Origin of the sequence: Pseudomonas sp. MWU13-2105, from assembly GCF_023242315.1 — a bacterium.
GTDB lineage: Bacteria > Pseudomonadota > Gammaproteobacteria > Pseudomonadales > Pseudomonadaceae > Aquipseudomonas.
On record NZ_JALLIY010000012.1, the window covers coordinates 214,700 to 240,003 of the forward strand.

Genomic DNA, 25,304 nt, shown 5'->3' on the forward strand with positions numbered 1-25,304 from the left:
TGCGGGTTGTGAGACCTAAGGCAGCGGGTGGGTGGCGAACCAGGCACGCGCTTCGGCAGGCAGGACACCGATGCCCTGCCAGGTCTTGATACTCAAGCCACGCTCATCGCCCCGATGCCCCAGGTGACGGCCGAAGCGTTGCGCCCAGAGACGACTGTGCAGCAATTTCGATAGCTGCCTGGTATGCCCGAAAGGCGCGACCCAGTCGCTGATCCAAAGACGTTCGCCACTGTTCCAGTCGGCCTCCGGCATGCACACCGGCGGGTTGTGCAGATAGCGCTGTTCGGCCTCGGCACTGAGGTTCATCCACGCCATATAGAACACCGGCCTGCCTTGCTCGCTGGCAAGCATGAACTGGCGCTGCTTGATCGCCGGCAGCAGCAGCGCCGACAAGCTATGCAACGGCGCATCGCGATGAGCCGCCGAGTGCATCCACAGCCAGACGGCGGAGCCGAGCACGCTCGCTTCGTTCCAGGGTTCGTCGAACAGCTGGGGTGCAAGGATTTCAAGACTGCCAAAACGCATATCTGCCTCCGTCAAAATGACCAGCTGAGATTGAAACCAGCAGTCACATCGGCCGTCTCAAAGTTCTTGGGTTTCATAAGTGGTTGGCCAAGGAACAGGTCGTAGGACACCTGCTTGTAGCCACCGCGCATACCGACCACCGCACCGGCGAGTCGATTCCCGGACAGGTACTGGGCGGAGTGTCCGCCGACCTCGCCATAATCGACGCCGAGATAGAGTTCCTGGCTGTTCTGGAAGACAAACCAGCCCAGGTCATTGCGCAAGGTCCAGCCCCGTTCGGCGGAGAGGATCTGTTCGCCATCGAACCCGCGGACGCTGTAGCGCCCCCCGATGGAGAAGCGATCCTGGGCCACCAGCGGCGAGCGGTCCCATTGGCTACGCCAAGCGCCGATGTAGCGAAATTGCTGTGTCCCGATACGGAATGGGCTTTGCAGTTGAGCGCTGGCGCTGATGATCTTCGACCGTGAAGTCCCCTCGTCGAGGTCTTCTTCCGGTGCGCGCAAGGCATGGAACGCCCCGGTACCGCGTCGATAGCTCAAGCCCAGATCCAGGGTGTTGCTGCCAATGAACTCGCGATGATCCAGCCCCATCTGCCACCCGGCCATGCGCCGGCGCTGCACTTCAATTTCGGTGTCATCGATGTAGTTGCTGGAAGTCCGCGTCCAGCCACTGACCCAGGCCGACGTCTTGCGCACGGCGTCACGGTAGAGCAGTCGAGAAAGTTTCAGCTCGTTGTTGTTACTGTGGCCCTGATAGTCATAACTCTGATTGTTCCCGGCCACGGTCTGGTGATAGTAGTACTCGCTGGAGGTCAGCCCCAGTTGCCAGTAGTCGTACGGCAGCGAGTAGTACAGGGTGTGCCCTTCGGAACCACGATCACCACTTTTGCCACCGCCCAGGTTGTGGCTGAAACTGGCATAGAACAGGTCATTGAGGCTCAGCGGATTGTCCAGCGACAACGCGACGTTGCCCTGATACCTGCCGGTGTCCTTGCTACCCGAGTCGTCCATCGACAGGCTCACGCGCGCAATGGAAGCTTGCTTCCAGAGGATCACCACATCGCTTTCACCCGGTTTGGCATCGGCGTCGGTTGCCGGCGTGATCTGCACGTCGGCCTCGGCCGTGGGCACCCGTTTGAAGTTCTCCAGCGCCTGTTCGATGTCCCGCAGGTTCAACAGCTCACCGGGTTGGGCGGGCATGGCGTTCCACAGTGTCGCCCGCGACGAGGTGCCGTCGGCAAACCGGATATGTTTGATGCGTCCCGGAATCAGTACCAGGGAAAGCGTCCCCTGGCTCAGGTCCTGAGGTGCTGCCAGCACCCGCGTGGTGACGAAGCCCCGCGCAATGATCAGGTTCTGTATGCGCTTCATGGTCAGGTTGATGCCCGCAGCACCCAGGCAACGACCTAGTGCGGGATCAGACGCCGGGTTGGCGGCACGCAGGGCCCACTGGAAAGCCGCCGAATCCTCGCCTTCGAGCACAATATGGCGAATGGTGAAGCAGGGCGCTTCATGGGCCGGCAGCAGGCCCTGGCCATCATCGGCGGAAGCCTTGAGGCGTACGTCAGGGGAGGAGTCGAGCTGCTCACGCAGGACACGTTCGCGCTCTTGCTGGCGCAGCAACGGCTGTTCCGGTGCCACCGGCTCGGCCGCCATGGCCGTGAGGCTGGCAGACAGGCTGATGACTGCGAAAGGGTAAAACGAGCGTTGCAAAACTGACCGACCGGTCACACTGGCATGCAACCGGGCACACAAACGAGGCTTGAAAAACACGACACATCCCTGAGAATAAAACGTCCTGCAATGCACCATGAGTCAGCGCATTGTCGAGCACTTGTATTGAAGAACCGACAAGAGCGAAACAATTAGATACATCGACTCAGGAAAGTTCCGAATCCCAGAGAAACAAACGAGCCGGCGACGACAACCCCGCACAAACCAAAATCCCGCATAGCGTCGCAAAGACCGCCCTCGCCCCTTAGAATGTCGGCATCCGGTCAGTCGTTAAGGACAGTGTCGATGTCGAGCCCCTCCCGTGTGCGCACCTATGGCATGCAGCAACGCAGCGACCGCCCGGACTTCTATATCCGTGACAAACAGGCCCGCCCGGCCATCGTCACCCCACACCGGCATGACTATTTCCAGATCCAGATCAACCTGGGCGGCGACACCGTGCAGCACATCGGCGGCGCCATCCGACCTTATCCGCGCCAGGCCCTGGCGTTTATCCTGCCCCATCGCCTGCACCTGATCCCGCACCCGGAAGACGGCAATTTTGTCCTGATCAACTTTTCCCAGGCGTTTTTCCTGCCGCACCTGCATTGCGACCCGTTGGATCTGGAGGACCTCTCTATCCATGACCTGCCGGAGCTATCACCGTTCCAGCATCAGGAGCACCTGGATTTTATCCTCGCCGACCATGACTTCGCCGAAGTCCTGCTCCTGCTGGAAAAGATGCGCGAGCTGGATCAGGGTCGCGATCTTGGCACCCGCCAGGCGCTCAAGGGCTGCCTGCTGCAACTGACCGGCAAGATCTGCAGCCTGTATGCAGACGAGTTGCAGGCCCTGTCGGCGAACAAGGCGGCACGACGCGGCCGACGGGATGCACTGGCGCGGGTCTCGAGTTATCTGCGCGAGCATATCGCCGACCCGGCGCTGAACCTCAAGGACACCGCCGAGGCAGCCTTTCTGTCGCCCAACTACCTGACCCACTTGCTGCGCAAGGAAACCGGCAGCACCTTCTCGGAGCTGGTCCTGGAACGCCGCATGCGCCTGGCGCGCACGCATCTGCTCAACAGCGAAAAGCCGGTGAGCCAGATTGCGCAACTGTGTGGTTTTGCCGACGAGGCCTACTTTTCACGCCGTTTCAAGGCCACCCAGGGCCTGCCACCGGGGCAGTTTCGGCGCCAGCGGCAAGAATCCTGAATCAGGCCCGACACTCGACGTGCAACACCCCGTCCGCCGCTGTCGTACAGGTAATCCTCAGCGGCAGAAAACTCTCGATCACGCGAATATTGCTGTACAGATGCTCAGTCATGCCGGGCGTAGTGAAACGCCCCGTCACCATCGACAGACTCAGCCCGCTACGCAATACCTGCCCGCCTCCCATGGCGCCATCCAGGTCAATCACATCCCTTTCCATATCCTTCCTTCATGCATAGCTGTAAACCATTTCCCTCAGGTAGCGATCCAGCCGTTGACTGTCTTCAGTGGTACGCGGCAATACCGGTACCGGACGCTCCAATTGTGTTTCGATAAACCCGTGCAGCGCCGGACGCCGAGGGCCGTAGGCGGATTCATCCGCACTGCGCTTAAGCCGTAGTAACTCATCAACCTCCTCCAGCAACAGCGGATCGTCGACGGTCTTGAGCAGGGCATCGAACGTCATGGGCGGGCGACCCAATCCCATGTCGATCCAGCGCACCGCCAACAAAGGTCGCAGCACGTAGAAATATTTCTTGAAACGCACTGTCTCGCCTTGCAAGTAGCCGCGGAAATTCTTCCTGGCCATCGACAGGTAGTGATTGCGCGCGGCTGGCGGGCTATAGAACGCTTCAGCCAGTTCACGCAACGACCGGGTCGCGACCTCTTCGCTGTGATACACCAAGGGCGAGTCGAGCCATTCGAGCAAGGTCGGGTTGGACTTGCGCAACAACCCGAGGGTCTTGCGCAGCTCCCAGCCGCTGATATCCAGCTCGTCGTCCAAGGGCCGTTCGATCACATCCCGAGCCTCACTGACCTGGATGAACCAGTCCGGTTTTTCCACATAGACAAACCGCACATCGTAATCACTGTCCGTCGACGAAAAGCCCCAGGCGCGGCTGCCGGACTCGCAGGCATACAGCACCTTGACGTTGCGCTCGCGCTCTATCCGCGCAAGCTCCTCCAGCACCCGGGCGCGCATGGCGCTATCCAGCGGGTGACGTTCTGCATGTTCCATCTTTATTTCCTTTCAATCCGCTCTATCCCTTTACACACACCACCTGCCGCAAGGTGTGCAACACTTCCACCAACTCGCGCTGGGCGTGCATGACCTGGTCAATGTCCTTGTAGGCCATCGGAATCTCATCGATCACCGCCGCGTCCTTGCGGCACTCCACGTGGGCCGTTGCCCGGATCTGGTCCTCGACGGTGAACAGTTGCTTGGCCCGGGTACGGCTCATCGTCCGTCCGGCACCATGGCTGCAGGAGCAAAACGACTCTTCGTTGCCCAGCCCGCGCACGATGAAGCTCTTGGCCCCCATGGAACCTGGAATGATCCCCAGTTCGCCCTTCTTCGCCGACACCGCCCCCTTGCGGGTCACCAGAACCTCTTCACCGAAGTGCCGCTCCTTCTGCACATAGTTGTGATGGCAGTTCACCGCCTCCAGCGCTACATCAAAGGGCTTGCTGATCACCTGGCGTGTCGCCGCGATCACTGCCTGCATCATCAGCGCACGGTTCTGCCGGGCGAAATCCTGGGCCCAGCCGACGGCTTCGACATAATCGTCGAAATGCTGGCTGCCCTCTTCAAAGTACGCCAGGTCCCGATCCGGCAGGTTGGCGATATGCTCGCGCATATCGGCCCGGGCCATCTCGATGAACAAGTTGCCGATGGCGTTGCCGACGCCACGCGAACCGCTGTGCAACATGAACCAGACGCGGTTCGTCTCATCCAGACAGACTTCGATGAAGTGATTGCCTGAACCCAGCGTCCCCAGGTGACTGCGGTTATTGCTCTTCGCAAGCTTGGGATACTTGTCGGTGATCGCCTTGAACCGCGACTCCAGCGCCGACCACGCCAGATCAGCCGCGCTCGGAACATGATCCCAGGCGCCCTTATCTCGACCGCCGCGAGTACCGCTACGCCCATGGGGCACTGCCCGCTCGATGGCCGTGCGCAAACCGTGCAGGTTGTCCGGCAGATCACTGGCGGTCAGCGAGGTGCAGGCGGCAATCATGCCGCAGCCAATATCAACGCCGACCGCCGCCGGGATGATCGCGCCCATTGTGGGAATCACACTGCCAATGGTCGAGCCCTTGCCCAGGTGCACGTCCGGCATCACCGCCATATGTTTGAAAATGAACGGCATCCTTGCCGTATTCATCAGTTGCTCACGAGCCTCTGGCTCGACCGGGACGCCCTGGGTCCAGAGTTTGATCGGCTTGCCGTTGGCGACTTCGAGCAAGGTGTAGGTCTGGTCTTGCATATTCTTCATTTCCTGATGGCCAAAACACCGGCCTTGTCCTGGGTTAACGGCGACAACAAAGGGGTGAAACAGGCACCGCGCTCTGACCACTGAGCTATTACCTTGCGGCAAGCGGGAATCGAACCCACCACCACGGCGTACTGTAGTTCCACCGGCATTCGCCGGAGTAAAACCATCAATCAAAGCGGTACGACAAGAAGAAGTGACTGATCCGTGTTTCCACGGGCCGGACTTGAGCCGGCATTCAGATGTACAGCCACAGGCATTCGTACCTTCGTTACAACTGACAAGGGTGTGGTGAGACATCTTCGATGTAGTCCCACCGGCATTCAGTTGCCACGACATTCAGCATCGTTGCATCCACACCTTTCGGGCGGATGCGTCTTTGTCATATCGACATGGCGTCAATCACCTTCACCCAGTGCCGCGCCCCGTAGGAGCCCTCGGTGAACTGGCTGATGACGTCGAACACCGCGTCACTGAAACCGCCGACATTCAAGATGTCTGGCCGGTCCGGTGCCTGGGTGGTCACACCGGGCTGCATGTCGATACAGATCAACCGCGCATTCGGATTTACCTGGCGGATACGCTCCCATTGCCGCATCGTTTCTGTAACGCCATAACGCCGTTCATCCATCCAGGACTCGTTATCCGACACCAGAATCAAGGTGTCCACCCAGGCCCTTTCATCAGCCAACTGCGCCAGCGGTGCCGAGCAACAGGTGCCCCCGCCACCGATGGCGGCGAGCTTCTGGGCGTTGCTCATCACACTGTCCCGTGGATTGAGCCGCACCTTCACCACCTCGTTCTCGAACGGCATCACCCTCGCCTCCGGTGTCTTGCGCAATATGGCCGCCGCGATCAGTGCCGCCACATCGATGCAACGCACAGCCGTGGTCGCACCCTGGCGGTAGCCGGTGACCGGGTTGTGCATCGAGCCCGAGACATCCGGGCAGATCACCACCGAGCCCCACAACACCGGGACATTGCCCAGGGACAGCTCCAATGCATCCTGCAATGCCTCACGGATCACCTGCGGCACTTCGGCGCCGGTCATCTGGTAGGCCGCGAGCAACTGGTATGGATAAACCCTCGCCTTGGCCACGGCCTCCGGGTCCGCCAGTCGCGCCGCAACAGCTGTGGCACAACCCTGGACCTCAAAGGCACCGTGGCGAGCCAATGTGTTCAGGTTCATCCGCAAAGCCTGCCAGCCCATACTCATGGCCAGCGCAGCCCACTGGTGCTTGTCCAGCGTCTCGTTGCCAAGCAACTGGAACGGCACCTGAGGCAGTTGCCGGGTCGCACCGCCGCGAAACTCCAGCAGCGAGCGAGTCAACGGTGGCAAAGTGTCGATTGCCACGGGCTTGCCGAGGACCCAGGCAAAGAATGCTCCGCGCCAGGCTTCACTCGGCTTGGGATGAACCATCTTGAGCACATCCGCCAGAGAAGGCTGATTACCCACTGATGCTTGCAGTAACTGCTGCTCGCTGGCCGTGTTCAGCCACTCCTGTACCAATCGCTTGGGCTGCGAGCCCAGCGACTTGCGCCCGGTGACACCGCTGCGCAGGATCTGTACGAAATTGCGCAACATTTTGCCGCTGTCCACCACCTGTGCGAACACCACCGGCAGCATTGTCGAGTGTTGAGCTGCCAGGGCCGCCAGGAGCAACGCCGGCATGTCTTTCATGTGCCCTTTCTGACGGGCATAAATCGCTGCCTTGGCGACAAAGACGCTATCAAGTTCGGTCACCCGCTTCAGGACTTCGTCCAGTTGGCTTTCCGCGCTGGCATAGAAGGTTGAGTTCAGGCAACCGGTGACGGCCAACTGTGCCAGGGCATGGCGAGCGGTGTAGGCATACGCCGGGGCCTGGGAAGCATTCAGTGTGTCGCACGCTGCCGGCATGGCACGGGCCTGGAACAGTTGGGTATTGGCCATCTTGGCATCTCGCTCTGCTGTCTTGTTTGTTGCCAGAGGTATTGCAGACGCTGTGCCAGTTTTTCTATTTTCGCCAAAAATAATTATAAATATATGATTTATAAGTAATTTTTTATATTTATATCAAAATCAGATTTTTGAACCAGACAAAAAAGCCTTTTTTATTTATTATTTTATATCGTCATTTATCCCGAAAGATAAACATGCCCATCAAACGTACGGTCACCATCGGTTTTATCGGCTCCACTCTCGATCGCGTCGGCAAAGGCGCCAACCGCTGGGGTCACTGGCGACCAAGTGTGGGCTTGTGCCAGCAGCCTGACTTGCTGGTGCACCGCTTCGAACTGATCCACGGCACCGACGCCCGGGATGTAAGCCTGGCTGAACGGGTCAGCCACGACATTCGCCAGGTATCGCCGGAAACCGAAGTGCGCCTGCACCCCATGACCTTGCGCAATCCCTGGGATTTCGAAGAGGTGTACGCAACGCTGCATGACTTCACCACCGACTACCATTTCGATACCGAGCATGAGGAGTACCTCGTGCATATCACTACCGGTACCCACGTGGCGCAGATCTGCTGGTTCCTGCTCACCGAAGCGCGCTATCTGCCGGCGCGGCTGATCCAGACCTCCCCCGCCCGACGCCTGGATGAAGAAGCACGGGTCACCGGCACTCACGCACTGATCGACCTGGACCTGTCGCGTTATGACCGGATCGCCACGCGCTTTACCCACAAGCGTCTTGAGGGACTGGCGTTTCTGAAGTCCGGGATTGCCACCCGCAATGCCGACTTCAATCGCACTATCGAGCAGATCGAGCGCGTAGCCGTACGCTCACGTGCGCCGATGCTACTGATCGGGCCGACCGGCGCGGGCAAGTCCTTTCTCGCCCGGCGCATCTATGAACTCAAGCGCAGCCGGCATCAGGTTCAGGGGCGGTTTGTCGAGGTCAACTGCGCCACCCTGCGCGGCGACGGCGCCATGTCGGCGCTGTTCGGCCATATCAAGGGCGCATTCACCGGCGCGCAAAACAGTCGCGAAGGCCTATTACGGGCGGCCGACACCGGCCTGTTGTTCCTGGACGAGATCGGCGAGCTGGGCCTGGACGAGCAGGCGATGCTGCTCAAGGCCGTCGAGGAAAAGCGCTTCTTCCCCCTCGGTTCCGACAAGGAAGTCGAAAGCAACTTCCTGATCATCGCCGGCACCCACCGGGATCTGCGCAGTCGTGTAGCCGAAGGCCTGTTTCGCGAAGACTTGTACGCCCGAATCAACCTGTGGACCTTCGACCTGCCAGGCCTCTCGGGCAGACGCGAAGACATCGAGCCGAATCTGGACTTCGAACTGGAGCGCCACGCTCGGGAACAGGGCCATCTGGCACGCTTCAACGCAGAAGCACGGCGTCGCTATCTGACATTCGCCAGTTCCAGCGAAGCGAGCTGGCTCGGCAACTTCCGAGAGTTATCGGCGTCGATCACCAGAATGGCCACCCTGGCAGACAGCGGTCGCATTGATGAAATCCAGGTCGAGGAGGAAATAGAACGCCTGCGCCGGGCCTGGGGTCTGGCTGAACCGCAAGACGCCCTGGATCAGCTATTTGGCGAAAACACCCCGGAAGTCGATCTGTTTGATCGCTTGCAGCTCAATGCCGTGATTGACGTGTGTCGCAGAGCCAGCAGCCTGTCGGATGCCGGCCGTCAACTATTCAACGCCTCCCGCCAGAACAAGGCCAATCCTAACGACGCCGACCGACTGCGCAAATACCTGGCTCGATTTGGCCTGGACTGGAAGCAATTGAATCCCAGCCACTGAGTTTATTTCTCCAACTCTGTAACAAAAAAGCTACTCGCACCCTCCACAGCTCAAACTCCGTGCAACCACGGAGGTCGGCGCTCGCGTGCCGATTCAAAAAGAGCTGGATGAGGTGGCGAGTTGATCAACAGACGATTTTCCTGCGTGGGCTGCGGTAAATGCTGCAATGACCATTACGTTCCGCTGACGCTCGAGGAGTCCCGCCAATGGGCCGCGGACGGCGGCACGGTGATCATTCTGGTGGAAGCGTTCCTGGAAAACGGCCATGGGGTGGCCGCGGAGCAATTCGAACACGCCCGTCGCCGTTCGATCCGGGCCTCCAGCGGGACAACCCAGGCGTGGTTGGCCGTGACTTTCGCCGCCTACAACAACGGCCCCTGTCGCAACCTTGATGCCGACAACCGCTGCGGCATCTACGAACAGCGCCCGCTGGTCTGCCGTATCTATCCGGCGGAGATCAATCCACATATTCCACTGCGCCCGGATCGCAAGGACTGCCCGCCCGAATCCTGGGAGCAAGGCCCGGCGCTGATCGTCGGTGGACAGTTGGTCGATCAGGAGCTGGCCGGGCTGATCGAGCGCTCGCGCCAGGCCGATCGTGAGGATATCGGCGCCAAGGCGGCCATCTGTGCCCGTCTCGGCATCAGCACGACCGCCCTCAAGGGCAACGGCTTCGCCACCTACCTGCCCGACATGCAGGCGTTCCTCGCGGCCATCGACGAGATTCACGAGGATCGGACGCCCAGCCCCACGACACAGCAATGGGCTTTTCAACTGGCCGATGCAGACAGCGCCCAGGCATTGCTCGCCCAGGGTGCGGCCGTCACTCAATCGGGTGCCGGGCACTACCGTTTTATCCCCTTGCGGCCTGCCGATTGAGGCGCCTGGCTCAGTGAACGGCGGCGTTCTACGTCAAAAAACCGGGCTATGACGTTTTTTCAGCATCTACAGGCCGCTTTCTGCATCGTCCTCACAGTATCCGTCTACGATTCTGTAAGAACGGCCACGATGGAATGTGGCCGCCCAACAAAAACAGCCAGAACAGCAAGAGAGAGCCGTCCATGAAAACCGTCGCAGAGCTGTTGAAACTCAAGGGTAGCCAGCATCAGGGCGTGCATACGATCGCCCATAACCACACGGTGTTCGAAGCCTTGATACTAATGGCCTCGAAAAATGTCGGCGCCCTTCCGGTACTCGAGAACGGCCAGGTCGTGGGCATCATCAGTGAACGCGACTACGCCCGCAAAGTGATCCTGCACGGGCTCAGTTCGGTCACCACCAAGGTCCACGAGATCATGAATGCTCCAGTGATCAGCGTGGACTCACGCCAGAACGTGGAAACCTGCATGAGCATCATGACCGACAAGCATCTGCGCCATCTTCCAGTGGTCGAGGACGGGCAACTGATCGGCCTGTTGTCCATCGGTGACCTGGTGAAAGAGGCCATTGCCGAACAGGCCGACCTGATCCGGCAACTGGAACAGTATATTCGCGGCGAATAAGACCGCCTCCCCGGCCGCGGAGAGATTCACGACCGGAGCGAGCCAACTCGCTCCCGTCACGTCAATGGCCACCCAATAAAGTATGTCAAAATGTTTATGAAACCCAGGTAATACGGGGCTCCTGGCGCTATTTCCGATTTTTTCACAACACTTTCACTTCACTCCCACTTGCACCTCTCTACACTCCCCTCCCTGCCCTCACAGGGCCTTGTCTATCCTTTACAGTTTTAAACATCGAAACTCTGGATCGGGCCATCAAGTCCATGCATTGTGCCTGCCCTGCTCAAACCCTAGCTGCGGCGCTTACCGCTAAGGTCGACCCATGAACCCTCACGTGTTTCCACTTTCCGCCGCGACGCTCAGACGCTGGTCCATACCGGTACTGCTGCTGGCCTTCGCGGTGTTCTACCTGCTGCCCATGACGGGCCACGGCTTGTGGATTCCCGACGAACCGCGCTACGCCCAGATCGGCCAGGAGATGTTGTTGAGCGGCAACTGGACCTCCCCGCATTTCATGGGCTTGCGCTACTTCGAAAAACCCATCGCCGGCTACTGGATGATCGCCATCGGCCAAGCGATATTTGGCCAGAATTTTTTCGGGGTCCGCGTGGCATCGGCCCTGGCCACCGGCCTCAGCGTGCTGCTGACGTATCTGATTGCGCGACGCCTGTGGAACGACCCGCGCAAGAGCTTCGCCTCGGCCCTGCTGTTCATGAGCTTCGGTCTGATCGCCGGGCAAGCCAGCTACGCCAACCTCGACCCGCAATTCACCCTGTGGTCGAACCTGAGCCTCTTCGCCTTCTGGTTCGCGGTCGACAGCCGCGAGCGGCGCCAGCGCCTCTACGCCTGGGCCGGACTCGGCCTGGCCTGCGGCATGGGCTTCCTGACCAAGGGTTTCCTCGCCCTGCTGCTGCCGGTACTGATCGCCCTGCCCTACATGATCTGGCAACGCCGCGTCGGTGAGCTGTTGCGTTATGGCCCGCTGGCCGTAGTGGTGGCGCTGATCGTCGCGCTGCCCTGGGTGCTGGCGGTCAATGCCCAGGAGCCCGACTACTGGAATTTCTTCTTCTGGCACGAACATATCCAGCGTTTTGCCGGCGACAACGCCCAGCACGCCCGGCCTTGGTGGTTCTACCTGCCGCTGCTGGTGGTGTCCTGCCTGCCGTGGTCGGTGCTGCTGCTGCCGACGTTCAAGCAAGCCTGGCAGGACAAGCGCCAGCCCGGCACGGGCTTCCTCTGGCTGTGGTTCCTGCTGCCCCTGGCCTTTTTCAGCCTGAGCCGCGGCAAACTGCCGACCTATATCATGCCGTGCCTGCTGCCCCTGGCACTGATGATGGGCAATGCGCTGATCGATCGGGTGGCCCGCGCCGAAGGACGGATGCTGCGGATCAACGGCTGGCTCAACCTGGTCCTTGGCGTAGTGGCCATGGCGGCCCTGATCTACCTGCAAACCAGCCGTTCGATCTACGAAAACAGCCATGCGGAGGTCTTCAACCTTTCGCTGGTGTTCATCATGCTGATGGGTTGGATCATCGCCAATGCCCTGCAAGCGTTACGCCCGCTGACCCTCTGGGCCATGCCGGCGCTGGGGATCGGCCTGCTGGTGGCGCTGCTGCCGGCGGGCATGCCGGCCAGCATCGTCAACAACCGGATGCCGGACCAATTTATTGCAGAACATGTCAATGAATTGCGCCAGACCAACCGCCTGCTGAGCAACGAGCTGGGGGCCGCGTCGGCGCTGGCCTGGCGCCTGCAACGCCCACGGGTGGATTTGTTCAACACAGCGGGTGAATTGAAGTACGGTCTCGACTATCCTGATGCCGCCGAGCGGCAGGTCAACTCCGCCAACGTCGAACAATGGATGACTGAAGCCCGTAAACAGGGCTCGGTCGGTGTAGTGCTACGCGTCAAGAGCGTAGACGAAATGCGCGAAGTCGAGCAGCTCCCACTGGACGGCAAGCGTTATCAAAAGGGTAATACCATCATCATGATCTTCCCGCAGACCCAACCATGAATCAGAGTTTCTGGAAAACTGACAAAGGCGCACTGACGCTTCTGCTTATCGTCTCGGCCATCCTGCTACTGGCGGGCCTGGGCCAACGGGAGTTGTGGGGCGCGGAAACGCGCTGGGCCAACATCGCCCTGCAGATGCTGCAATCGGGCAACTACTTCGACCCCTACCTCAAGGGCGCGCCCTATTACGACAAGCCACTGCCCTCCTACTGGCTGATCACCGCCAGCGCCGGGCTGATGGGTGGCCTGGGCCACTGGTCGCTGCGCCTGTCGTCGGTGATTGCCGCCTGGCTGACGGTCTGGCTGGTCTACCTGATCGGCGAACGCCTGTGGCGCAAGGGCACTGGCCTGATCGCCGGCTGGATGCTGGCCACCACCTTCTATTTCGTGTTCTGGGCACGGGTGGCAACCGCCGACATCCTCACGGTGTTCGGCGTGGTCGCGGCCATCTGGTGGTACTGGCGCGGGCCGGACGATACCCGACTGGGCCGCTACACGGTGTTCTTCCTGATCCTGGCCCTGACCTCGCTGCTCAAGGGGTTGATCGGTTTCATCCTGCCGGGCCTGATCCTGCTGCCCCACGTGCTGGCTGACGGACGCTGGAAACGCCATCTCAACCCACGGCTGTTCGTCGCCCTGGTGATTGCCGGCGCGCTGTACTCGATTCCGTTCGTGCTGTCGCATTTCTATGGTTCGCCGACTTATGGCGAGAGCGGCCTGGCGCTGGTGTTCAAGGAAAACGTGGTCCGTTTCTTCAACCCCTTCGACCATATGGGGCCGATCTACACCTACCTGATCTACCTGCCGGCCTACACCCTGCCCTGGGCTCCGTTCTGGATCCTCGGCCTGTGGGTCGCGCTGCGCCAATGGAAGAAGATCGAGCCCAACACCCGCTGGCTGGTCTGGGGGCTGGGGCTGCTGTTCCTGTTCTTCACCCTCAGCGGCAGTCGCCGTAGCTACTACGTGCTGCCCCTGGTGCCGTTCGCCCAATTGCTGGCGGCCTGGTGGGTAACCCGACGCCTGGAAGAGAAACGTGCGGCCGGCAAGGTCGCGGGACCCGGCTGGTCGAAAGGCTTCGCCGCGGCGGCGCTGCTTCTGCTGCTGGTGATCGGCGTACTCTACCCATGGACCAACAGCGGCGGCGGCGTGATCAAGTTCGCCGACGACGTACGGGCCAAGGCCAGCCAGCAAATGCCTTGGGATGAATGGAAAATCGTCATGATCGAGGTGGACAACAAGCTGCCGATGTACATGAACAACCAGGGCACGCCGTTCTACTACGTCAAGGACTCCCAGGACTACCCGCGCAGCGGCGACAGCGCGGCGTTCATGGCCTGGCTGGAGAAAACCAGCGGCCAGCGCTGGGACCCGTCACGCACCCTGATCGTCACCAGCTACAGCAAGCACGACGAGGTGCCGTTGAGTTATCTGTCGGCCGATCATGAAGTGGTCACCACCGAGCTCACCAATGGCGCGCGGCTGGCCAAGAAGAAAGAAAGTGGCAGCGTGGCCTACATCCCCAAGGCCAAAGGTCTTTAGCCAATGAACAAGGGCACCGCAAGGTGCCCTTTTTTCTGTCAAGGAGAGGCGATGAAACCGCGCATACGGACATGTCCCCTTCCCGCCGACTCGACGATCCGGCAGTACCTGCCGGGCTCGAGAACTCCTGGCCGGATACGCACCCTGTAGGAGCCGAGCTTGCTCGCGAAGAGGTCCGTGAGAACGCTAAAAGTTTCGCGGCGCCCCGACAAGCCCTGTTCCTACAGGTTACGCGTGAGCCTCAGTATCCCAGTGACAGCCCGGTATTACGCCGCGGATCGTTCGCGCCGTAGAAGCGGTTGTTGCCCACCGGCTTGCCACCGAGGGACGGCGCGCCGACCAGGATCGCCGCCAGGTGGTTGGCGTCCTGCGGACCAGAGAACTTCTGGCCCCAGCTCTCGAGGATCTTGCGGGTATCCGGGCTGACCGCGAAGTTCTCCAGGTTGGTGGTCTCCGGCATCCACTGCTGGTGGAAACGCGGCGCGTCCACTGCTTCCTGGATGTTCATCCCGTAGTCGATGACGTTGAGCATGGTCAGCAAGGTCGCGGTGATGATCCGACTGCCGCCGGGCGTCCCCACTACCATGACTGCCTTGCCATCCTTGGTGACGATGGTCGGGCTCATTGATGACAACGGCGTCTTGCCCGGCGCGATGGCATTCGCCTCGCCCTGGATCAGGCCGTACATGTTCGGCACGCCGATCTTGGAGGTGAAGTCGTCCATCTCGTCGTTGAGAATGACCCCGGTCTTGCTCGCCATGACACCGGCACCGAACCAGTCGTTGAGGGTGTAGGTCACCGACACCGCGTTGCCCCATTTGTCGACGATCGAGTAATGGGTGGTGTTGTTGCCTTCATGGGGCGCCACGCCAGGCTTGATGTCCTGGGAGATCCCGGCTTTCTGTGGATCGATAGCCGCCCGCAGCTTCTCGGCATAGCCCTTGTCCAACAGGTGCGCCACCGGGTTCTTGACGAAATCGGGGTCACCCAGGTAGCTGTTGCGGTCGACATAGGCGTGCCGCATGGCTTCGATCTGATAGTGCAGGCCCTGGGCCGAGTGATAACCCAGGTCGGCCATCGGATAGCCTTCGAGGATGTTCATGATCTCGCAGATCACCACGCCACCGGAGCTCGGCGGCGGTGCCGAAACGACGTGATAGCCACGGTAGTCGCACTCGACGGGCGCCAGCTCGCGGGTCTTGTATTTGTCGAGGTCGGCCTGGGTGATGATGCCCTTGCCGGCCTTGCTCGAATCGACGATGGCCTTGCCGACCCAGCCCTTGTAGAAGCCATCGGTGCCCTTCGCGGAGATTTCCTTGAGGGTCCTGGCCAGGTCTTTCTGCACCAGCTTCTGGCCGACTTGCAGCGGCTCACCCTTGTTCAGGAAGATCGAACCCGAGTCGTGACTGTCTTTCTTGAACTCGTCGGTGGCGGTGTGCAGCAGGTCGACATCGCCCTGCTCCAGCACAAAACCTTCGTCGGCCAGCTTGATGGCCGGGGCCATGACCTGCGCGCGTTTTTTCGTGCCGTATTTTTCCAGCGCCAGTTCCATACCCGAGACGGTGCCAGGTACGCCAACCGCCAGGTGCCCTTTCGAACTCAGGTTGGGGACGACGTTGCCGTCCTTGTCCAGGTACATGTTGGCCGTGGCGGCCAGGGGGGCTTTTTCGCGGAAATCGAGGAAGGTCTTGCGACCATCAGCCAACTGCACGGTCATGAAACCGCCGCCACCGAGGTTGCCGGCGGCCGGATAAACCACTGCCAGCGCATAACCGACCGCGACCGCCGCATCGACCGCGTTGCCGCCGGATTTGAGTACATCGACACCGACATGGGTGGCCAGGTGCTGCGCCGTGACCACCATGCCATTCTCGCCCGCGACCGGGGCCTGGGACGCAGCCTGAACAGGGGAAATAGCCAGAATCAGCGCCGTCGCCAGGAGCGAACGCGCAAGGGGTTCAAACTTCATAAGCCGACTCTCTTGTTTTTATTTGCTGGGAACGCAGACTCCTGTCTGCGCAGGCCTTTACCAAGGTAGGCGCTCTCGCGATATTTACCTAGTACCAATGCGCAACTTTTTACTGGTGCCACGCACCGCCAGGAGGACACGGCAAGCCCTTGCTGCGCCCGGGCGCAATCAACCCTCGCGGCCCCAGCGGGCAACGAAATCGACGAACGCTTCCAGCTTGGGCACCGGTGCCCTGGAGCGGGGATAGACCATATGCACCGGCTTGGGCGCCGGGATGAAAGCCTCCAGCAAGCGCACCAGGCGGCCCTCGGCGATCGCCGAAGCGAGCAGGAAATCCGGCTGCATCAGGATGCCATTGCCGGCCAGCGCGGCTTGCAACAACACCTGCCCGTCATTGCTTTTCAATACGGCCTTTTCCGGCCATGGCACCTCCTCCGTACCATCGCTCAATGGCCAGGCAAAGCGGTTGTGCCAGGAGGTGTGGGTGAGGAGGCGATGACGATAGAGGTCGGCGGGGTCAAGCGGGGTGCCATGCTGGCGCAGATAATCGGGCGATGCGCAGATCAGCATTTGATAAGGGCTCAAGGCCATCGACATCAGGTTGACATCGACCCCCTCGGAGACCCGAAATGCCAGGTCGAAGGCGCGCTCCTGCAGGTCGATGATCTCATTGCCGAGGATCAGCTCGACCTGGATATCCTCGAAGGCGCGCATGAACGCCGCCACCAATGGCGCCACCAAGGCAACCCCGAGCGTCATCGGCGCCGTTATTCGCAGCAGGCCGCCGGGTTTGTCCGCGGAGGACTCAAGCCGGGCAAAGGCGGCATCGACCTGCTCAAGTGCCAGCCGGGCCTCGTCATAGAACAGCCGACCTTCGGCGGTCACCGTCTGGCGCCGGGTGGTGCGCTGGATCAGGCGCACCTTGAGGACCTGTTCCAACTGCTGGACATGACGCCCCACCATCACCGCCGACATCCCCAGCAGCGGTGCCGCCTCGGCAAAACTCCCCGCCTCTACCACGGCCACGAACACTTCCATTTGCCTGAGCTTGCTCATCACTGCCACCTTCAGCCGGGCAAAAATACGCTCGCCATCATGCCTGGCCGCAACGGCAAGTCAATCAACCGGACGCTGGCCGCACGGACCGCGCGATTACTAACCCAAGGTTAGCAATCAACGAACGCTGGGTGCCTTTATCCTCGCCCGGTCGGCCCCTACCCTGAACGACACATTCACGCAGAGACCGACCATGACCGCCTCGCTGGACAACACCCTCAACACCTTCCCTCGGGCCCGACTGCTTGACGGGCCGACACCGATCCAGCGCGCATATCGCCTTGAACAGCAGTTGGGAGCAGCGGCCAAGGGCGTCGGCCTGTACCTCAAGCGCGACGATTTCATGGCCCTCGGCGGTGGCGGCAACAAGTTGCGCAAGCTTGAATTCCACCTCGGCGCGGCCTTGCACCAGCACATCGACACGCTGATTACCGTCGGCGGCGTGCAGTCCAATCATGCCCGACTCACCGCCGCTGCCGCCGCACGCTTGGGACTGGACTGCGAACTGCTACTGACGCGATCGGCAGCGGTTTGCGGTCTCGACTACGAATCCAACGGCAATCGCCTGCTCGACGAGCTGTTTGGTGCCAGGTTGCAACTGTTGCCCGCCGGTGCCGACTCTCTGGCCGCCGCCAATGAGCGAGCCACGCAATTGCGGGATGCCGGGCGCAAGGTTCTGGTGATCCCTGTCGGCGGTTCCACGGCACTGGGCAGCCTGGGGTACGCAAGTTGCGCCAGTGAAATCGTCCAGCAGGCCACCCAACTGGACTTGCACTTCGAACGGGTCTTCGTGGCCAACGGCAGTGCCGGTACGCACGCCGGACTGGCCGCCGGTTTCGAGGTGCTGGGCCGGGGCGCGGCGCTGGTGAAATCCTGGTCGGTGCTGGCTGAAGAAAGCGTCTCGGCCGAGCGCACCTGGCAGTTGACCCGCGACACCCTCGACCTGCTGGGGCACCCGCACACACTGGAGCGCGGATCGATCCAGGTCGATGGCAGCCAACGCGGCTCGGCCTATGGCGTGCCCACCGAGGCCATGCTCGAAGCCGTACGCCTGCTGGCGCGCAGCGAAGGCCTGCTGGTCGATCCGGTGTATTCCGGCAAGGCCCTGGCCGGGTTGCTCGCCGACCTGCGTGACGGCCGTTACCAACGCGGCGACAACCTGCTGTTCGTGATGACCGGTGGCTCACCGGGCCTCTATGCCTATCGCGAGTCATTGCTGCACGCCTGAAGCGGTTGAGTCAGTAGCGCCGGCCCGATAAATGACAAAGCCCCCATGAGGGGCCTTTGTCATCGCTTCGAAAGCGTTCTGGTGGCGCTGTCAAATCAACCGTTCGATCCGCTTGTGCCGCCACACGCCCCGGTAATAGGCGGTCTGCAAAAACAGCATGCACAGGTACGCCACCGGAAAAGCCATCCACACCCCTTCCAGCCCGAAACGCGCATCGAGCAGGTAAGCCACCGGCAACTCCACCCCGACAATACAGAAAATGGAGATAAACACCGGCGCCAGTACCGTGCCGCTGGCGCGCATGATGCCGCCGATCACCGCCTGGAAACCGAACACCAGGATACTCCAGAGCATGATGTGCAACAGATGTTCGGCCTGGGCGCGGGCGAGCGGCTCGGTGATGAACAGGCCCAGCAACCAGTGGGACAAGCCATACCCCAGGACAATCAGCGCACCGGTCAGGCAGGCGTTGATCATCAGGCCCGTGCGCAGGATCGGCCCCATGCGTTCCAGGCGCCCCGCGCCAATGGCCTGGGCCCCGAGAATCGAGGCGGTAATGGCAATCGACAACGCCGGGAACTGCACATAGTTGACGATCTGGGTCACCGCGCCATAGGCCGCCGTCGCCTGGGACCCGTGATGGTTGACCAGGGACAGGATCACCAGTTCGGACAGCGACAACACCACCATCTGCAACCCCGTGGGCAGGCCGATTTTCAAGACTTTGCTCAGGATGCTCCAATCCAGGCGCATCGCCATCAGCAACGTCCGGTCCGGCGCCATGACACTGGCTTTATGGCGCAGGCGCAAGGCCAGGAACAGCATCGCCAAGGCCGTGCTCACCAGCCCCGCCACGGCCGCGCTCCTGATCCCCATCTGGGGCAAGCCGAACCAGCCCCGAATCAACGCCGGGGTCAGGAGCAGCCCGCTGCTGGTGGAGACCGCCAAAGCCAGCAGCGGCGACAGCGTATCGCTGATACCGCGCAACAACTGGGTGAAGAGCACGAAGACCAACAACAGCGGCATGATCAACATCATCACCTGGGAATACCCGACTGCTTCGTCGAGCACATCGACGGGCGTGCCCAGGCCGATCAGCGCCGGGCGCGCGAACACGCTGCCCAGCACCGCCGCAACCAGGCCGATCAGCACGCCCAGGGCCAACGTCGTGCCGGCAACCGCCTTGACCAGGTCCGGCTCGCGAGCGCCCCAGGCTTGTCCGATCAATACCGAGGCCCCCGCGCCCAGCCCGATGATCAGGGCGATAAAGAAGAAGACGATGGGAAACATCCCCGACACCGAGGCCAATGCCTGGGTACCGAGCATCTGGCCGATATAGATGCTGTTGAGCGTGCCGGAGAGCGACTGGAGGAAATTGGAAAGCACCATGGGTGCCAGAAAAACCAGGTAGATCTGCCAAAGCGGGCGCTGAGCATTTTTTTGCATGAAAGGATCGAGTTCCGAATGATGGCATCTGCGAGCTGGCCGACTCTACCTTATAGAGACCCTCGTGTTGAGCATTCATCACCTTGATCAGGGACGCGGTGTCAGGCTCCCCGGCGGTTCGACCAGCACCCGCTGCTCCACCGCCGTCGCCAGATACCCTTCGATCTGGGCCGACAGGTAGTGAGTGGTAGCCATCACCCCAGCATTGGGGTCCGACACCAGCTTGAGCCAGGCCTTGTCGAAAGCCTCCCCCAGGCTCTTGCGAATCCGCACCTGGGTATCCGGCTGCTCGTGCTCGTGGGCGATGGCGCGAACCCCGGCCACGCCCAGGGAGATCATCGCCCCGGCAACCCGTCCGACCGCCGTCGCGACCGCGCCGGCCACCCCACGACCGGCGAACTCGGACTGGAGCTTCTCGCTGGTCTGCCGCGCGACCGAATCGATCCCCGCGCTGGATGTTCCGTCATTCGCGCCGCCGGCCAGGTGAATGCGCGCGTTCAAGGCCACATAAGCCGGCAAGCGGGGCAACGACTCGGCATGCAGCGCTTGATAAAGCGACACGCTGTGGTTGGCCGGCGGGGCCAGGGAGATCGCCGGAATCTGATTGATGTGTGCGTCGAGCTGGCCCGCCGCTAGACCATAACGCTGGGCGATCAGCGCCAACTGCTTGCCCAGCTGTTCCAGATAAAACTGCGCCGCCTGATCCATGATCGCATCAGGATCGATCTCCAACGCCACCGGCGCCAGCACCCGCGCGCGATATTGCTCCTGCAGGTAGCTGGCCAGGCGCTTGGCCGAGGGGTCCTGCTCGCCCTGGTCATTGAGCCGATACCAGCCGACCTTGATCGACAACCACTCCTGGGTCCAGTAACCGTCAAACCAGGGGATGAATTTTTCGTCAGTCTGCTGATAGATCCGCGTACGCCAATACTCCATGGTACTGCGCGCCCAGGCGTCGGCTTGCAGCGTGGCCTGCTCGGATGCCTGGAGGAGATCGACATCGACTTGCTGCCAAACCTGCGGCGAAACCACAGTCGGCGCGGCGGTTTCGTGGACCCGCACAAGGCCGGCACATCCGGCCAGCAGCAGCATCCAGGCAAGGATAAGCACACGCGGGCTCAAGGTCGCAACTCCCTAAAACCGGCTCAAGCACGGGCGTGCTACCGGCATCACCTGCCTTAAGTATAGGTTGCCAACCTGACAGCCCACCGCGCTGCCGAACCTGACCGGGCAGGCGAGAGTAGCAGCAGATGTCAAAAAAGTTACCCAACGGAGAAACGCCTGAAACCTGGCCCCTTACAGAATGCGCCCACGCCTGAACATCCAGGCACTCACATCAGCCCATGAACGAGGCTTCCACCATGGCGCGCGCCCTTCCCCAGCAAGTGAACTACAGCATCGCACTGGTCAACTACAAGACCCATGAGCTGACCCGGACCTGCCTGGAATTGCTGCAAGCCGCCTTGCGCGGAACCGATGCCCCGGTATTCGTGGTAGATAACGATTCGAACGATGCAAGTATCGACTACTTGCGCAGCCTGGACTGGATCAACCTGATCGAACGCAAAAGCCTCGCCCCTGAAGTCGGCAGCGCCGCGCATGGCCGGGCCCTGGACCTGGCCCTGGCAGCAGTCGAAACCGAATATCTGTTTCTGCTGCACACCGACACCTTTATCCATGACCCGGAGGTGTTCGGCCTGATGATCCGGCAGTGCTCGGCCGCGGCGGACGTCGTCGCCGTCGGTTGCCTGGAGCAATTGCACCGCGGCGTCGTGCGCTCGGCCTGGCGCCTGATCTCACGCTTTACCAAGCACTACACCCGGCGCGGCCTGCGCGCCCTGGGTCTGAATGCCAGGGCGCCGAGTCCGTTCCGGGAAAAACACCTGAAGAGCTTTTGCACGCTGTGGAATACACGCCTGATCAAGCAGCACGGGTTGCACTTCCATATGAACGGCGGCAATCCCGGCTATGAGCTGCAAGACCGTATGAGCGAACTGGGTTACCGGGTCGAGTGTATTGCCCCGCGCCGGCTGTTTCGCTATCTGGACCATATCCAGAGCGGGACGGTGGCGGCCACCGGCGGCTTCGCCAGCAACCACCGCCGGCTCAAAATGTACTACCGCCTGAGCCGCGAGCCCGTGGCGGCCCTGCCAGCTTCGCCGTACCTATAACCCGGCGTTTGAATCATCATTTCGATTGATCATTCAAATCGCAAAACAGAATTTTTTATTTTCCCGCGATCCGTCCAGGATAAGCCCGCCCCCAACTGTCCCGGACGAAGCCCATGAATCTCAATTTTGCCATTGCCTGCGCCGTTGTCGTGTCCTTCGCCATCGCCCTGTTTCATGCCTGAACGCCCACGGCCTCGCCCAACCAACTCCTGAATGCCGCCATCGCCGCGGTTTCAGGACGCGACTGCAAACGTGTCAGCCAATAGCTGCCCGTGGTAATCGCGATATCGAACGGTTGTCGAACAAGCTCCGCCTCCAATTGCCGGGAGAACATCAGCACCGGCACCAACGCGACTCCCACCCCCTGAAGCGCTGCTTCCATCATCGCCAGCGAGGAATCGAAGACGATGCTCTCGGGCACCCGCCCCTCATCCGGCAAGCCGGCCGCCTGAAACCATCGAGGCCACTCGTCGGTGCGATAAGAACGCAGCAGCGTCTGTTTCAGCACATCCGCCGGGCCTTTCAGTTGCCGCGCAATCGGTGCACTGCACAACACCGAGAGTGGCGTTTCCAGCAAATGCATCGCCTCCACGCCATGCCAGGCCCCCGCACCAAAGCGGATAGCGAAATCAAGGCCCTCGGCCGCCACGTCGACACGGTTGTTGTGGGTCGACAGACGCAAGTCGATAAACGGGTGTTGGCTACGGAAATCGGCCAGGCGCGGTAACAGCCAACCCAATGCAAAAGTCCCCACGGCGCCCACCGTGAGCACCTCCCGATAATGCCCGCCCTCGAACCGTCCCAGGGTCAGGGCAATCCGGTCAAAGGACTCGTTCAACACCGGTAACAGGCTTTCACCTTCGGCCGTCAGCATCAGCCCGCGGGCAATGCGCTTGAACAGCGTCACCTTCAACTGACGCTCAAGGCCCTTGACCTGATGGCTCACCGCCGCCTGGGTCACGCACAGTTCGATCGCCGCGCGGGTGAAACTCAAGTGCCGCGCGGACGCCTCGAAAGCGCGCAGCGCATTCAGCGGCAAGTGAGGTCGCACCATGATCAAGCCCCTAATTTTTCTAACAGCTAATCCGAAATTTGATTGTTTGTCGATTTCCCCCGCGCTGACTACATTCGGCGTCCAGACGCTTGCATGGACAGCTGGAATTCACGCAGAACCGCGTAAATCCTGGGGCTGCCTCCCTATCCATTGGCACTATGGGGGACCAGACCGGCGTATTTTCAACGCAAAGCATCGCTCCAGGGCGAGCGGTTAACATAATGAAACATAATGGGAGCCTTTGAACCATGTTCAAGAAGAACCTTGCCAAACTGGAAGTCCTGGTGACCTCCCTCTTGCTGATCGGCGCAAGCAACAGCTTCGCCGCGGCCCCGACCGAGGACAACATCCAGTCCATCGTCGACGCCGCCATCGGCCCGATCATGCAGGAGCAGAATATTCCCGGCATGGCGGTGGCCATCCTGGTGAACGGAAAGCCGTATCACTTCAACTACGGAATGGCCTCGAAGAGCAACCGGCAGGCGGTGACCGATGACACCCTGTTCGAGATCGGCTCGGTCAGCAAGACTTTCGCCGCCACCCTCGCCGGCTATGCCCAGGCCCAGGGCAAACTGGCCCCGTCGGAGCGCGTCAGCCACTACCTGCCGGAACTGAAAGGCAGCGCCTTCGACAACATCACGGTGCTGCAACTCGGCACCTACTCCGCGGGTGGCCTGCCGCTGCAGTTCCCGGACGCATTCGACGCCCAGGACAAAATGCTCGACTACTTCAAGCAATGGAAACCGATTTATCCGGCGGGCAGCCATCGGCAGTATTCGAACCCGAGCCTGGGACTCTTCGGTTATGTGGCAGCGAAAAGCCTGGGCGCGCCCTTCGATGTGCTGATGGAGAAAACCCTGCTGCCGGCGCTGGGCATGAAGAACACCTATATCCATGTGCCGCCGGCACAGATGAGCCATTACGCCGAGGGTTACACCCAGGATGACAAATCCGTCAGGGTCGGCCCCGGGGCACTGGATGCCGAAGCCTACGGCATCAAGACCACCTCGACCGACCTGCTGCGTTTTGTCGAAGCCAACCTCCAGCCGGAAACCCTCGAAGCGCCGCTGCACAAAGCCATCGACCTGACGCAGAGCGGCTACTACCAGGTCGACGGGACTACCCAGGGACTGGGCTGGGAGTTCTACCCCTACCCGGTCAAACTTGAACAGTTGCTGACGGGCAACTCCTCGGAAATGGCGTACGAGGCCCACAAGATCACGACGCCGTTCAACCCCGCGCAACCACCGCAAAAGAATGCGCTGTTCAACAAGACCGGCGCGACCCGTGGCTTCGGCGCCTACGTCGTCTACGTGCCGGCGAAGAAAATCGGTATCGTGATGCTGGCCAACAAAAACTATCCCAATCCGGTCAGGGTCAAGGCCGCCTACCAGATCCTGAACGCGCTGGAGGCCATCAAGTAAGCGGATAGGCAAAGGCCGGCCGGGTTGGCTATGATCGGAGTCCATGACCGCCCTACCGATCCGCCAGCCCTGTCCACCCGGCGCCTGCATTTGCGAGCGGGAACAACTGCTGCAGATACCGGGCGCCGACCTGCGCATCCTGGCGCTGACCCGCCAGCAGGAAAAGGTTCTGCTCGATCGCCTGGAAAACCTCAAAAGCCTGACCGACCTCGAACACCTGCAACAGCGGATGTACGAACAGCTGGGCCTGCGGGTATCCGTCGCCCCGGGCTTCAATGAAGTACGGACCATGCGCGGCATTGACATCCAGATCGCCGAACACCCCGGCCTGTGCCGCAAGACCCGTCAGTCGATTCCAGCGGCAATCCGCCGTGGGCTGGAGAAAAACCCGCAGATCGCCTACGCCCTGCTCAACGCCAACGACCTGTTGCGCGACGCCTGA

General features: G+C 61.1%; 21 protein-coding genes. 10 read left to right on the forward strand and 11 right to left on the reverse strand.

Annotated features, from left to right (window positions below):
- Positions 1-15 precede the first annotated feature (15 nt).
- Both M5B96_RS19215 and M5B96_RS19220 read right to left on the reverse strand, forming a co-directional pair.
- Entirely contained in the window at positions 16-525 is a 510-nt protein-coding gene (locus M5B96_RS19215; protein WP_152742253.1) for a toxin-activating lysine-acyltransferase, read from the reverse strand.
- An 11-nt stretch (positions 526-536) separates the two neighbouring features.
- Entirely contained in the window at positions 537-2,237 is a 1,701-nt protein-coding gene (locus M5B96_RS19220; RefSeq protein WP_248798297.1) for a ShlB/FhaC/HecB family hemolysin secretion/activation protein, read from the reverse strand.
- A 306-nt stretch (positions 2,238-2,543) separates the two neighbouring features.
- Between M5B96_RS19220 and M5B96_RS19225 the strand changes: the two genes are divergently transcribed.
- A complete protein-coding gene (locus M5B96_RS19225) occupies positions 2,544-3,449 on the forward strand; it encodes a helix-turn-helix transcriptional regulator (RefSeq protein ID WP_248798298.1) in 906 nt (301 codons plus the stop codon).
- A gap of 1 nt (position 3,450) precedes the next feature.
- Here M5B96_RS19225 and M5B96_RS32760 read toward each other — a convergent pair whose 3' ends face one another.
- The 4 genes from M5B96_RS32760 to M5B96_RS19245 form a co-directional block, all read right to left on the reverse strand.
- Positions 3,451-3,654, reverse strand: a complete 204-nt coding sequence (locus M5B96_RS32760) for a hypothetical protein (protein WP_412548627.1) — start codon at positions 3,652-3,654, stop codon at positions 3,451-3,453.
- 21 nt (positions 3,655-3,675) lie between these two features.
- Positions 3,676-4,464, reverse strand: coding sequence for a nucleotidyltransferase domain-containing protein (locus M5B96_RS19235; RefSeq protein ID WP_177098861.1), 789 nt, complete (start codon positions 4,462-4,464; stop codon positions 3,676-3,678).
- A gap of 22 nt (positions 4,465-4,486) precedes the next feature.
- Entirely contained in the window at positions 4,487-5,713 is a 1,227-nt protein-coding gene (locus tag M5B96_RS19240; protein ID WP_412548623.1) for an RtcB family protein, read from the reverse strand.
- Positions 5,714-6,101: 388 nt separating this feature from the next.
- On the reverse strand, positions 6,102-7,649 hold the full coding sequence (locus M5B96_RS19245; RefSeq protein ID WP_248798300.1) for a TROVE domain-containing protein: 1,548 nt from the start codon (positions 7,647-7,649) through the stop codon (positions 6,102-6,104).
- A 209-nt stretch (positions 7,650-7,858) separates the two neighbouring features.
- Between M5B96_RS19245 and rtcR the strand changes: the two genes are divergently transcribed.
- The 5 genes from rtcR (at position 7,859) to M5B96_RS19270 (ending at position 14,514) form a co-directional block, all read left to right on the forward strand.
- On the forward strand, positions 7,859-9,460 hold the full coding sequence (gene rtcR / locus M5B96_RS19250) for an RNA repair transcriptional activator RtcR (protein ID WP_248798365.1): 1,602 nt from the start codon (positions 7,859-7,861) through the stop codon (positions 9,458-9,460).
- Between the two features lie 123 nt (positions 9,461-9,583).
- Entirely contained in the window at positions 9,584-10,339 is a 756-nt protein-coding gene (locus M5B96_RS19255) for a YkgJ family cysteine cluster protein (RefSeq protein WP_248798367.1), read from the forward strand.
- Between the two features lie 182 nt (positions 10,340-10,521).
- Entirely contained in the window at positions 10,522-10,962 is a 441-nt protein-coding gene (locus M5B96_RS19260) for a CBS domain-containing protein (protein WP_248798301.1), read from the forward strand.
- Positions 10,963-11,284: 322 nt separating this feature from the next.
- On the forward strand, positions 11,285-12,976 hold the full coding sequence (arnT, locus tag M5B96_RS19265; protein ID WP_248798302.1) for a lipid IV(A) 4-amino-4-deoxy-L-arabinosyltransferase: 1,692 nt from the start codon (positions 11,285-11,287) through the stop codon (positions 12,974-12,976).
- Positions 12,973-14,514, forward strand: a complete 1,542-nt coding sequence (locus M5B96_RS19270) for an ArnT family glycosyltransferase (RefSeq protein ID WP_248798303.1) — start codon at positions 12,973-12,975, stop codon at positions 14,512-14,514. Before arnT ends, M5B96_RS19270 begins: the two co-directional genes overlap by 4 nt.
- Positions 14,515-14,755: 241 nt before the next feature.
- Here M5B96_RS19270 and ggt read toward each other — a convergent pair whose 3' ends face one another.
- Positions 14,756-16,483 carry a gamma-glutamyltransferase gene (gene ggt, locus M5B96_RS19275; RefSeq protein ID WP_248798304.1) on the reverse strand — a complete coding sequence of 576 codons (1,728 nt, stop codon included), beginning with the start codon at positions 16,481-16,483 and terminating at the stop codon, positions 14,756-14,758.
- 168 nt (positions 16,484-16,651) lie between these two features.
- Positions 16,652-17,539 (reverse strand): LysR family transcriptional regulator, encoded by an 888-nt coding sequence (locus M5B96_RS19280; RefSeq protein WP_248798305.1) that lies wholly within the window; start codon positions 17,537-17,539, stop codon positions 16,652-16,654.
- 193 nt (positions 17,540-17,732) lie between these two features.
- Here M5B96_RS19280 and M5B96_RS19285 point away from each other — a divergent pair, with 193 nt between their 5' ends.
- Entirely contained in the window at positions 17,733-18,767 is a 1,035-nt protein-coding gene (locus M5B96_RS19285) for a D-cysteine desulfhydrase family protein (RefSeq protein ID WP_248798306.1), read from the forward strand.
- Positions 18,768-18,857: 90 nt separating this feature from the next.
- On the opposite strand, the gene M5B96_RS19290 is transcribed toward M5B96_RS19285, so the two are convergent.
- Both M5B96_RS19290 and M5B96_RS19295 read right to left on the reverse strand, forming a co-directional pair.
- Positions 18,858-20,213, reverse strand: coding sequence for an MATE family efflux transporter (locus M5B96_RS19290; RefSeq protein ID WP_248798307.1), 1,356 nt, complete (start codon positions 20,211-20,213; stop codon positions 18,858-18,860).
- A gap of 87 nt (positions 20,214-20,300) precedes the next feature.
- Entirely contained in the window at positions 20,301-21,335 is a 1,035-nt protein-coding gene (locus M5B96_RS19295; protein WP_248798308.1) for a hypothetical protein, read from the reverse strand.
- 239 nt (positions 21,336-21,574) lie between these two features.
- Between M5B96_RS19295 and M5B96_RS19300 the strand changes: the two genes are divergently transcribed.
- On the forward strand, positions 21,575-22,384 hold the full coding sequence (locus M5B96_RS19300; protein ID WP_248798309.1) for a glycosyltransferase: 810 nt from the start codon (positions 21,575-21,577) through the stop codon (positions 22,382-22,384).
- Positions 22,385-22,556: 172 nt separating this feature from the next.
- Here the strand turns inward: M5B96_RS19300 and M5B96_RS19305 are convergent, their stop codons facing one another.
- A complete protein-coding gene (locus tag M5B96_RS19305; protein WP_248798310.1) occupies positions 22,557-23,438 on the reverse strand; it encodes a LysR family transcriptional regulator in 882 nt (293 codons plus the stop codon).
- Between the two features lie 248 nt (positions 23,439-23,686).
- Here M5B96_RS19305 and ampC point away from each other — a divergent pair, with 248 nt between their 5' ends.
- On the forward strand, positions 23,687-24,862 hold the full coding sequence (gene ampC / locus M5B96_RS19310; RefSeq protein ID WP_248798311.1) for a class C beta-lactamase: 1,176 nt from the start codon (positions 23,687-23,689) through the stop codon (positions 24,860-24,862).
- A gap of 43 nt (positions 24,863-24,905) precedes the next feature.
- Positions 24,906-25,304, forward strand: coding sequence for a hypothetical protein (locus tag M5B96_RS19315; protein WP_248798312.1), 399 nt, complete (start codon positions 24,906-24,908; stop codon positions 25,302-25,304).